This window comes from Micromonospora foliorum (assembly GCF_022229015.1).
Classification (GTDB): Bacteria; Actinomycetota; Actinomycetes; order Mycobacteriales; family Micromonosporaceae; genus Micromonospora; species Micromonospora foliorum.
This window is the reverse complement of record NZ_JAKKFF010000237.1, coordinates 1-10,632: the sequence shown is the minus strand read 5'-3', so window position 1 is coordinate 10,632 and position 10,632 is coordinate 1. Positions and strand designations below refer to the sequence as shown.

The following is a 10,632-nucleotide window of genomic DNA, read 5'->3' as shown; positions in this document are numbered from 1 at the left end:
CTGCCGGACGTCGGGCCGGCCGAACGCGTCCAGCCCCTGCCCAGCGGCGGCGGTTGGCTGGTGGTCGGCGCGCCGAGCGCCGCAGGGCGCTCCCTCTGGGTGGTGCAGGACGACGGCCTGGTGCAGGTGCTGCTGGCCGGGGCGGGCACGATCGTCCTGGCCCCGGACAGCCTCCAGGTCGCCTGGCGCGACGGCGGCGACCTACTGGTGGCGGGCGTGGTCGGCACCCAACTCATCGGGGCGGTGCGCACCCCGGTCCCCGCCGCGGCGGAGCCCGTCCGGTTCGTCGCTGACAGCGTGCTGGTCCGACTCGACCCGGCCAGCGCCGGCCACACCCTCTGGCGCCCCGGTGCGGGGCCGTTGCCCGAGGCCCTCGACCGGAAGAGCCTCAACGTCTACGGGCGGCTACCCGACGGGCGGCTCGTCGGCCAGGTCGCCACGACCGAACCGGGCCGGACCTGCCTCGCCGTACTCGCCCCGACACGTCAGCTGGACCCGGCACGGACCGGCTGCGGTCCGGACCTGAGCCAGGACGGCGTCGGCGGGGTCTCGCCGGACGGGCGGTGGCTGCTGGTCAACGGGGACAGCGGCAAGGCCGGCCGGTCCCTGCTGGTCGACCTGCAGCGGCTCGGGCCGGGCGCGACAGCCGTCGCGGCCGGGCCGCCGATGACCGGGGCGATCGTGTGGAGCGACGAGACGCACGCCTCCTACCTCGACGGCGCCGGCGAGTTGGTCCAGGTCGACGTCGGCCAGGTGCGGGCGGGTAAGCCCGCCAGCCCCGCCGCGGTGCCCGGTGTGCCAGCCGGACACCGGCCGATCCTGGTGCAGGGCTTCTGACCGCGGGTGACCCGGGCGACCCATGTGAGCCGGGCTCGCTGTTTCCTCGGTAGCGTCGGGCGGTGACCTCGCGTACCGGCTCCGCCCCCCGGATCGACCTGCACGCCCACTCGACGGCCAGCGACGGCACGCTGACCCCGGCCGAGCTGGTCGGCGCGGCCTTCGACGCCGGGCTGGACGTGCTGGCGATCACCGACCACGACACCACGGCCGGCTGGGCGCCGGCCGTCGCCGCGCTGCCGCCGGGTCTGCGTCTGGTCCGGGGTGCGGAGTTGTCGTGTCGCTGGTCCGGCGCGCAGCCGGCGGTGCCGCTGCACCTGCTCGCGTACCTGTTCGACCCGCACCACCCGGAGCTGGTGGCCGAGCTGGTTCGGGTCCGGGCCGCCCGGGAAGAGCGCGGCGAACGGATGGTCGGCCTCCTGCGGGCCGACGGCATCGACGTGAACTGGCCGGACATCCTGGCCGGTGCGGGTGGCGGCACCGTCGGGCGTCCGCACCTCGCGCAGGCACTCATCCGCGCCGGCCTGGTCGGCAGTGTCCGGGAGGCGTTCGGCCCGAACTGGCTGGGGGAGCGGTACCGGCTGCCCAAGGAGGACATCGACGTGTTCCGGGCCGTTCGACTGGTCCGGGCGGCCGGAGGCGTTCCCGTCTTCGCCCATCCCCGGGCGACCCGACGCGGCCGGGTGGTGCCCGACGAGCTGATCGCCGAACTGGCCGCCGCCGGGCTCGCCGGGCTGGAGGCCGACCACGAGGACCACAGCCCGGCCGAGCGGGAGCACGTGCGGGCGCTCGCCGCCGACCTGGGTCTGTTCGTCACCGGCTCCTCGGACTTCCACGGCACCCACAAGACCGTTCAGCTCGGCGCGTTCAGCACCAGCGTCGAGGCGTACGAGCGGATCGTCGCCGACGGGGTGACCGAGGTCGCTTCGGGGTGATCCGGGTATTTCGCCCATCGCGGCGCGGCTAGGTTGATCACGTGGATCTGAAGCTGTTCGGCGAGGTTTTCGTGACCCTGCTGGTGATCACCGACCCGCCGGGCATGATGCCGATCTTCCTGGCGTTGACCGGCCCGCTGCCCGCCCGCGACCGCAACCGGGCGGCCTGGCAGGCCGTCGCGTTGGCGCTCGGCGTCATCGTGATCTTCGCGGTGGCGGGCCAGACCCTGCTCGACTATCTGCACGTGGACCTGCCGGCGTTGCAGGCGGCCGGTGGGTTGCTGCTCGTGCTCGTCGCCCTGGAGCTGCTGACCGGCAAGGCCGACGACCCGAGCCAGCAGGTCACCTCCAACATCGCGCTGGTGCCGCTGGGCACGCCGCTGCTGGCCGGCCCGGGCGCCATCGTGGCCACCATGCTCTTCGTCCAGCAGGCCGACGGGCTGGGGGAGTTCAGCGCCATCGCGGTGGCGATCCTCGCCGTGATGGTCGCCGTCTGGATCGTCCTACGCTTCTCCGGCGGCATCGTGAAGATCCTCCGGCCGGGCGGCATCGAGGTGCTGACCCGGATCGCCGGCCTGCTGCTGGCCGCGATCGCCGTGCAGCTCATCGCCGACGCGGTGGCCGCCTTCGTCACGCAGTACGTCAACATGGCCTGACGGCACGCGCGCGATGTCGGGGGTGGATGGCAGGATCGCAGGCGTGCGACGATCCTCATCAGCGGGGCGGCCGGCCGCCGGCGGCCGGGCCCCACGGCAGCGCGCCGGCGAAGCCGAGCAGCTCGGCTTCGAGGGCATGCCGGAGCGGCTGTTCGTCTGCACCCCGAGCAAGCTCGGCGCGTACGCGGACTGCCCGCGTCGCTACCGCTACTCCTACGTCGACCGGCCCGCCCCACCCAAGGGCCCGCCGTGGGCGCACAACTCGCTCGGCGCCAGCGTGCACACCGCCCTGAAAAACTGGTATGCGCTGCCCGCCGACCGGCGACGCCCCGAGGCGCTGGCCACGCTGCTCAAGGGCACCTGGGTCCGCGAGGGCTACCGCGACGACGAGCAGGAACGGGCCGCCTACCGGCGGGCGTTGGGGTGGCTGGAGGCGTACGTCGAGACGCTGGAGCCGGATTCCGACCCGCTCGGCGTGGAACGGGTGGTGGCGGTCAAGACCGCGGTGTTGGCGTTCAACGGCCGCGCCGACCGGATCGACTCGCGGCCCGGGCCGGAGGGGCCGGAGCTGGTCATCGTCGACTACAAGACCGGTCGCACCGGGCTGGACACGGACGACGCCCGGGGCTCGCAGGCGCTGGCGCTCTACGCGTACGCCGCCGAGCGGGTGTTCCGTCGGCCGTGCCGCCGGGTGGAGCTGCACCACCTGCCGACCGGCACGGTCGCCGGCCACGACCACACCGTCGAGTCGCTGGCCCGACAACTGACCCGCGCGGAAGAGACAGCCCGCGACATCATGGCCGCCGAACGGGCCGTCGCCGACGGCGCCGACGCGGACGAGGCGTTCCCGGTGGCACCCGGCCCGCGCTGTGGCTGGTGCGACTTCCGGCGGCACTGCCCGGCGGGCGCGCAGGCCCCCGGCAAGGAGCCGTGGGCGGCCATGGACCGGCCCGCCGACGGTTGATCTCCCCTGTGCGAGGGTCGGGTCAGCTGGCCAGCGAGGCGGCGGCGTGCCGTGCCGCCCGCTCCTTGGCTGCCTGAATCAACGGCCCCTCCAGGTAGCGGCGGGGGACGGCAGCGAACGCGAGCCGCAGCGCGCGCACGGTCAGGTCCGCTGACAGCGCGGTGGTCGGCAGGCCGAGACCTCCGTACATCCGGCGCGCCCACGCCGGCAGCAGCGCGAACGCGGTGCCGGCGATCCCCAGGTACGCCCAGCGTGGCGGGCCCAGCGTGAGCCCCAACCGGACCGGCAGGCTGAGCTTCCACGGCAGCGGCGGGGCGGTCAGGAACACCGCCGTCTCGGCGGCCTCTCGGGTCATCCGCAACTGTGGCCGTACGGCCTCGTAGTAGTCCGCGACCTCGGCGGCGGTGCCCGGGACGGTGGTCGGGTCCAGGCCGACCAGGGCGGCGGCGCGGCGCTGCTCGGTGTAGTAGCCGTCCACCTCGTCGTCGCTCAGTGGCAGCCCGGCGCGTCGGGCCGTGTTCAGGAACGACTCGACCTCGGTCACGTGCACCCAGCGCAGCAGGTCCGGTTCGTTGATCCGGAACTGCTCACCGGTGAGCGTGTCGGTGGCCCGCAGCCGGTCGTGCAGGCGGCGCAGCCGGGCCCCGGCGGCCTCCGCCTCGGCGGTGGTCCCGTACACGGTGGTCGCCACGTAGGTGGCGGTGCGGACCAGTCGACCCCAGGCGTCGGTGCGGTAGTTGCTGTTCTGCGCGACCCCGGCCATGGCCCGAGGGTGCAACGCCTGGAGGTAGAGCGAGCGCAGGCCGGCGACGATCAGGATCGGCTCGTCGTGCACCTTCCACGTGACCGAACCCGGACCGAAAAGGCCGAGGTCATCGGAGTCCACCGCTCAAGAGTGCCACGGCCCGGCCGACCTCGCCGGTCACGTGCCGCCGGTGTCGCGCCTGGGCCTCTGTCACCGCGCCGAGCCGTTGGTGTCGCGCCGGGGCCGCCGGTCAGACGTCGGCGGAGCGGCGGGCCCGGCAGTTCGGGCAGAGACCCCAGAAGGTCACCTCGGCCTCGTCCACCTCGAACCCGTGCGCGGTGTTCGGCTCCAGGCACGGGGCACCGCCCACCGCGCAGTCGATGTCGGCGATCTCACCGCAGCTCCGGCACACCACGTGGTGGTGGTTGTCGCCCACGCGCGCCTCGTAGCGGGCGGGACTGCCCGCCGGCTCGATCCGGCGCGACAGCCCGGCCCGGGACAGCGCGCCCAGCACGTCGTAGACAGCCTGGGTGGAGACCGAGTCGAGGCGTTCACGAACCCGCCGGGTGATCTCGTCGACTTCAAGATGACCGCCGCCGGCCAGCACGTCGAGCACCGCGAGGCGGGGCCGCGTGACCCGCAGGCCCCTCGACCGCAGCAGCTCCTCGGCACCGGACATGGGCCAATGACAGCACGCTCCATCGGCATCGACAACCGTCGCCCGCTCCGGGTGGCCACCGACACAGCCAGGCAAGATCAGGGGTACGACCCGGAGGGTGAACCCGATCGACGCGGCGCGCGTGTCACCGGTCGAGAGCCTGGGGACGATCGGCGGACCATAGGCTGGCCACCCCTGACCATGATCCACCTGGAGGGTTCGATGTTCGAGGAGATCCTGGGTCTACCGGTGCACGTCCTGGTAATCCACGCGGTCGTCGTGTTCGTGCCGCTGCTGGCGGTGCTGGCCATCGCGTACGTGGGGCTGCCGCGGTGGCGGCACCGGCTGGACTGGGCCCTGGGCCTCCTCGCCGTGGCCGCGCCGGTGACCGCCTACGTCGCGGTCAAGTCGGGTGAGGCCCTCACCGACGCGCTGGTAGCCCGGGGATTCCAGGGGCCGATCCTCGATCAGATCTTCGACCACTCCCGCTACGGTGACATCCTGTTGCGCATCGTGGTGCCGCTCGGGATCGTGGCCATCCTGCTGCTCGTGGCGACAAGTGGGCACCCCCGGGTGCCGCAGCTGCCCGCGCTGGTCGTCCCGGTGCTGGCGGTGGCGGCCGTGGGGCTTGCCATCGCCGCCCTGATCTACGTCTACCTGACCGGCCACTCCGGCGCCGAGACCGTCTGGGGCACCACCCTCTGAGCTGCTGTCCCACCGGGCTGCTGCCCGCGCTGAGCTGCTGCCCCGGGCTGGGCTGTGGTCCCGCTCGGCTGCTGCCCGCGCTGAGCTGCGGTCCCGAGCATCAGAAGATGACTCGCGAGCAGAGGAGGCAGAGCAGAACCAGCAGCACCACGCCGGCCGCGGCGCCGAAGCCGTAGGTGACCCGCTGCGAGCGCTGCTCGGCCGCGTCCAGGTCGGCCATGTCCTGCGGCGGAAGCTGGCGTGGCGGCGCCGGCTGAAGATGTACGGGTGGTCGCCAACCCGCCGGCGGCGGCACGCTCGGCGGCGGGCCGGAGTATCCGCCGGGACGGCCTCCCGCCGACGCTGGGCCGGTCTGCCCGGCCGGTGGTGGGCCAGCCTGCCTGTTGGCAGGGTGCCCCGGCGATGCTGGGCCGCCGTGTCCGCTCGGCGGTGGGTTGGTGAGCCCGGTCGGTGGTGGATTACTGGTCCCGCTCGTGGCTGGGTTGGTGGGCCCGGTCGATGGTGTGATCGGGGGCGCGGCGGGGGGTTGGTCCGCCACCGCGTCGTCACCGGTGTCGGGCCGTCGCCAGTAGTCGTCCGGGATGCTGCCACCGCTGGGGGTCGTCACGCCGTCCGACGCTACCAACGCCACCGGCGGCCCGGTCGTTTCTGGCCGGCGTGCCCACGGTCGGCCGCCTGGTCGTTTCTGGTCGGCGTGCCACGGTCGACGGCCCGGTCCAGCGCCGTCGGCTGCGCTAGTCTTGCCGCTCGTGAGCACCGAAGACCCCGGCACGCACGGCGCACGTGGAGACGATGACCGCGCCGTCGACCTGAGCGAAGACTTCGTGGTGCTGCCCGAGCAGACCTCCGACGACACCGACCGTGGTTGGGGCGAGCGGTCGGGCGGCAACGACGACTGGCTGCTCGCCGAACGCCCCCCGCACTGGGACTGACCTCGGCGGTTCGGTCAGACCCCACGACGTCGGTACGGAAGCCGACCAGTGTGGTGCCGGACCGGACGGCTCGGCAGCGGGACCTGTCCGTCATGGTCGGGGGAGCCTGTGCTGGAGTCGGCCGATCAGTCCTCGTCGAGATGCCGGGCCGTGCTGACCGGCTTCGACGGTGCGTCGGAGGGCACCGCGGCCGGCGGGCATCCGGCCGGGGTGTGCAGAATTGCCGCGGCCAGGCCGAGCAGCGCGGCGACCAGACCGGCCCGGAGCAGGGTGCGCCCGCCGGGCAGGGTGAGCTGGCGCAGCGGGCGCAACGCCCGCGCGGAATCCGGATCGACCATCGCCTCTGCCGCCCTCCGTCCCAGGGCGCCGCAGTGGCACCCATGGACGGCAGGCTAGGCAGATCCCGCCGCCTCGGCCGACCCACGGCCGCCGCCTGTGGACAACCGCCCGGCCTGTGGAAAACGCCCATCCGCCGGTTCGCTCTGCTATGGCCCCCGCCTTGATCGACTCGCGATCAAGGAACCCGCGCGGTTAGAGCAACGGGGACGGGCCGACTTCCTGAAACCCGAGTGGATCAAGGCGCGACCGGCGCGACCGGGCGGGTCTGGCGGGGGGTCGGGTCGTCGACACCGCGAGGATGCGCCGACGTGCCGATTTGATCGAGGCCCGACCCCTGGGGGTCGGGCCTTCGACGATCAGGACGCGGAGCTTGCCGCCGCCGCCTTGCCGCCGCCCGATCCACCCGAGGACGACCCGGACGACCCGGAAGACGACCCCGAGGAGGACGACGAGCCCGAGGACGACCCGGACGAGGACGAGGACCCCGACGAGGACGACGAGCTGTCACCGGAGGACGAGTCGGACTTCGCCGGCTTGGTGGCCGTGCCGCCGGCCGTCGTCTCTGAGCCGGACGCCCGGGAGTCGGTGCGGTAGAAGCCCGAGCCCTTGAAGACGATGCCGACCGAGTTGAAGACCTTGCGCAGCCGCCCCTGACACGCCGGGCACTCGGTCAGCGGCTCGTCAGAGAAGGACTGCACCGCCTCGAGCTGGTGACCGCACGTGGTGCAGGCGTACTGGTACGTGGGCACGTTCTCCTCCGGATCTGGGCTCGGCCAGTTGGCACTCGACGTATTCGAGTGCCAATGGTGCGTCATTCGCCCCGGGTTCGTCCAGCGGACGTGTGGGGCGCGACACCGTGCGCCGCACCCGGGCCGCCGTCAAGCGTACGCATCCCGTCGGCGGGAGTGACGACCGCGCGCACCCGGCGGTCGTGTGGCTCCGCCGGCAGCGCCTCGACCAGCTCACCGTCGTGCAGGGGAACCACCGTCAGTGCCGCCTCGGGTACCCGGGCGAGTGCGCGGTCGTACGAGCCGCCGCCGCGTCCGAGCCGCCGACCGTGGTGGTCGACTGCGAGAGCCGGTACGACCACCAGCTCCGCGTGCGCCACGGCGGTCACCCCGAGGCGGGCGCCGGCTGGTTCTCGGATACCCCGACCGGCCGCGATCAAGGCATCCGGTCCGGTATACGCCGCCCAGTCCAGATCCAGGTCGGCGAGGAGCACCGGCAGCAGCAACTCGGCCCCCACCGGCAGGGCCGCCCGTAGGACCTCGGGCAGGTCCGCGCCGCCCGGTTCGGAGCCGACCGGCACGTACGCCGTCATCCGCTGTGGCCGCAGCCGGCGTACCAGGGCGACCAGCTCGGCCTGGACGCGCCCGGCGGCGGCTGCCCTGGTCGCGGCGGGCAGCGACCGGCGGCGAGCGAGCAGCTCGACGCGGGTGTCCCGCTTCGCCGTCCGGGTCACTTCCGCTTCATCAGAAAATTCCGTCACGCAACACTCCTGACGCAACGCCTCTCCCACGGTTGCTCTGTGTCAGCATCGCAAGCAACGGAGGCGGAACTTCCGGGGGGACCGAGTGACGCTACGCGGGCGGTTGACGGCAGCCTTCCTCGTGGTGGTGCTCGGGCCGGTCCTGCTCGGCGCGCTCTTCGTCGCCTCCACCGTCGCGGCTGTCGACCGCAGCCGCTCCACCGAGCGCCTGGCTGTGGCGGCGTCCACCGTGCGTACCTCGGTCGACGCGCTCTGCCAGCAGCTACGCGCCACCGCCGACGCGGTGGCGCTCACCGCCGATCCGGCCGTCGCCGCCGCGCAACTGGTCGGCCGGGGTCTGGCCGCCGCGGTGCTGATCACCGACGTGGCCGGCCAGGTCACCTACGTCTCGCCGGGCGCGCCGTCGACCCCGTGGCAGGACTGCGCCGGCTCGACCGGCCGTTCGACCGAGGGCTCGAACGGGGGCACGACCGGGGGCTCGAACGGGGCCTCGACCAGCCCGGTCCGCGCGCTGGCCGCCCAGGTCGACCTGCACGACCGCGCCGGCACCCGGCTGGGCACGGTGACCGCCGCGCAACTGGTCGACCCTGCCTTCGTGGCCCGACTGGCGGCGGTGACCGGGGTGGCGGTCACCCTGCTCGACAGCGGGGCGAGCGCCGCGCGGGTCACCCACACGACGGAGACCCGTGACGTACGCGACGACGTGCTGGCCGCCGCCGTCGCCGTGCGGGGCGAGCAGGTCACCGAGACCAACGAGGGCCGGTACGTGCGCCGGCTCGGGCCCTCCGACGCGCAGCCGCTGCCACTGGTGCTCTCCGTGCCCAGCGAACGGCCACCGGGGCTGCACGCCACGCTGGTCGGAGTGGTCGTGCTGGCCGGGCTGCTCGCCGTGCTGACCGCCTGGCGGCTGGCCCGGGTGACCACCCGGCCGCTGGCGGAGCTGGCCGGCGCGGTCGACCGGGTGGCCCAGGGCGACCTGACCGCCCGGGTGCCGGTACGCAGTCGCGACGAGTTGGGGCGGTTGGCCGCCGCGTTCAACCGGATGACCCGGGAGACCGGCTCCTACGTCGCGGCGCTGACCAGCAACCGGGACCAGTTGCGCGGGCATCTCGCGGTGCTCGGCGACACCCTGGCCAGCACGCACGACCTGCAACGCATCCTGCGGGTCATCCTGCGCAGTGCCATCGGGGCCACCGGCGCGCGTGCCGGGGCCGTGCTGCTTGTGGAGACCGGCGGGGTGCTCGTCGCGCAGTGCACCGAGGGGTTGGACGGGCGCTGGCCGGCCGAGGAGACGGACGGGTCGCCGACGCTCCGGGTGCCGGTCGGAGTCGGCGTGGTCGGTGAGGTCGCCGCCACCGGGGAACCGCAGCGGGGGAGGGCCGAGCCGACCGAGGCGCCCACCGGTGAGCCGCGCTGCCGCACGTACGTCGCGGTTCCGTTCGCCACCCCGGGAGGCGGCGCCACGACCACCCTCGGCGGACCGTCGGGGTCGGCGGACGAGGCGGGCTCGGCGGCCGCGCTCGGCGTGCTGGCCCTCTACGACCGGCTGGGCGCCGACGAGTTCGACGACGACGACCTGGCCACCCTGCGCACCTTCGCCGGCCACGCGGCCGTGGCGGTGGACAACGTCCGGGTGCACGAGGAGGCGCAGCGGCTCTCCCTCACCGACCCGCTCACCGGGCTGTGGAACTACCGCTACCTGCGCGAGTCGATCCGCCGGGAGGTGGAACGGGCCAGCCGCTTCGGGCGGATGCTCAGCGTCCTCGCGTTGGACCTGGACCGGTTCAAGGACGTCAACGACACGTACGGGCACGCCGCGGGGGACACCGTGCTGGCCGAGTTCGCCCGGCGGGTACGCGGGGAGATTCGTGAGGTCGACCTGGCCTTCCGTCAGGGTGGTGAGGAGTTCGTGCTGCTGCTGCCGGAGACCGACGCGCGGGGCGCGGCGATCGTGGCCGAACGGCTCGGCGCGGCGGTCCGCGACACGCCGATCGCCGTCGAGGCGTACGCCGGGCCGGTCCTGGTGACCGTGTCGGTGGGCATCGCCGTCTTCCCGGACCACGGCAGCACCGGGCGGGAGGTGTTGGAGGCCGCCGACGACGCGCTCTACGCGGCGAAGGCGGCGGGCCGTGACACGTACCGGGTCGCCGAGGTGCGCTCGGATCTGCCGACCCGGGAGATTCCGGTGCTCGCGTGTGCGGTGAGCCCACCCGACGGGCTGCCGCGCGCCGGCCAGCCGGTGCAGGCCATCCGGGAGCCGGGCGGGCCCGCCCGGTCCGACCCGGCGGTGGGCGTACCGGAATCATCGCTGGCGGGCCCGGCGCACGCCCGACCGGATTCGGCCGACGAGACACCGGAAAGCGCTCCGGGCG

Annotated in this window: 12 protein-coding genes and 1 pseudogene; 8 read left to right on the top strand and 5 right to left on the bottom strand. The window is 73.9% G+C overall.

Annotated features, from left to right (window positions below; translation table 11 throughout):
- The 4 genes from PSH25_RS17915 to PSH25_RS17900 all read left to right on the top strand — a co-directional run.
- Positions 1-837 (top strand): hypothetical protein (locus PSH25_RS17915; protein ID WP_238660163.1); only part of this gene is annotated, 837 nt, incomplete at its 5' end.
- Between the two features lie 62 nt (positions 838-899).
- Positions 900-1,772 (top strand): PHP domain-containing protein, encoded by an 873-nt coding sequence (locus PSH25_RS17910; RefSeq protein ID WP_238660162.1) that lies wholly within the window; start codon positions 900-902, stop codon positions 1,770-1,772.
- A gap of 41 nt (positions 1,773-1,813) precedes the next feature.
- Entirely contained in the window at positions 1,814-2,428 is a 615-nt protein-coding gene (locus PSH25_RS17905) for a MarC family protein (protein ID WP_091394729.1), read from the top strand.
- 13 nt (positions 2,429-2,441) lie between these two features.
- A complete protein-coding gene (locus PSH25_RS17900; protein ID WP_274527601.1) occupies positions 2,442-3,392 on the top strand; it encodes a RecB family exonuclease in 951 nt (316 codons plus the stop codon).
- A 22-nt stretch (positions 3,393-3,414) separates the two neighbouring features.
- On the opposite strand, the gene PSH25_RS17895 is transcribed toward PSH25_RS17900, so the two are convergent.
- Together PSH25_RS17895 and PSH25_RS17890 are read right to left on the bottom strand one after the other, a co-directional pair.
- Positions 3,415-4,278: an oxygenase MpaB family protein gene (locus PSH25_RS17895; RefSeq protein ID WP_238660160.1), complete on the bottom strand. Its 864-nt coding sequence runs from the start codon at positions 4,276-4,278 to the stop codon at positions 3,415-3,417.
- A gap of 109 nt (positions 4,279-4,387) precedes the next feature.
- A complete protein-coding gene (locus tag PSH25_RS17890; protein ID WP_238660159.1) occupies positions 4,388-4,816 on the bottom strand; it encodes a Fur family transcriptional regulator in 429 nt (142 codons plus the stop codon).
- 201 nt (positions 4,817-5,017) lie between these two features.
- On the opposite strand from PSH25_RS17890, the gene PSH25_RS17885 reads away from it, so the two are divergent.
- Together PSH25_RS17885 and PSH25_RS17875 are read left to right on the top strand one after the other, a co-directional pair.
- Positions 5,018-5,500 carry a DUF2231 domain-containing protein gene (locus tag PSH25_RS17885; protein ID WP_238660164.1) on the top strand — a complete coding sequence of 161 codons (483 nt, stop codon included), beginning with the start codon at positions 5,018-5,020 and terminating at the stop codon, positions 5,498-5,500.
- 749 nt (positions 5,501-6,249) lie between these two features.
- Positions 6,250-6,432 carry a hypothetical protein gene (locus PSH25_RS17875; protein WP_124863025.1) on the top strand — a complete coding sequence of 61 codons (183 nt, stop codon included), beginning with the start codon at positions 6,250-6,252 and terminating at the stop codon, positions 6,430-6,432.
- 125 nt (positions 6,433-6,557) lie between these two features.
- Here PSH25_RS17875 and PSH25_RS17870 read toward each other — a convergent pair whose 3' ends face one another.
- Entirely contained in the window at positions 6,558-6,770 is a 213-nt protein-coding gene (locus PSH25_RS17870) for a hypothetical protein (RefSeq protein ID WP_238660157.1), read from the bottom strand.
- Positions 6,771-7,155: 385 nt separating this feature from the next.
- On the opposite strand from PSH25_RS17870, the gene PSH25_RS17865 reads away from it, so the two are divergent.
- On the top strand, positions 7,156-7,365 hold the full coding sequence (locus PSH25_RS17865) for a hypothetical protein (RefSeq protein WP_238660165.1): 210 nt from the start codon (positions 7,156-7,158) through the stop codon (positions 7,363-7,365).
- 14 nt (positions 7,366-7,379) lie between these two features.
- On the opposite strand, the pseudogene PSH25_RS17860 reads toward PSH25_RS17865, so the two are convergent.
- Positions 7,380-7,586: pseudogene (locus PSH25_RS17860) on the bottom strand (FmdB family zinc ribbon protein); the annotation flags it as partial.
- The gene (locus PSH25_RS17855; RefSeq protein ID WP_372492808.1) at positions 7,583-8,233 is read right to left on the bottom strand and encodes a 5-formyltetrahydrofolate cyclo-ligase; all 651 of its coding nucleotides are present in this window, start codon (positions 8,231-8,233) and stop codon (positions 7,583-7,585) included. The gene PSH25_RS17855 and the pseudogene PSH25_RS17860, both read right to left, overlap by 4 nt.
- Positions 8,234-8,345: 112 nt before the next feature.
- Here PSH25_RS17855 and PSH25_RS17850 point away from each other — a divergent pair.
- Positions 8,346-10,632, top strand: a 2,287-nt coding sequence (locus tag PSH25_RS17850) for a diguanylate cyclase (protein WP_238660155.1), incomplete at its 3' end; no start/stop codon positions are given.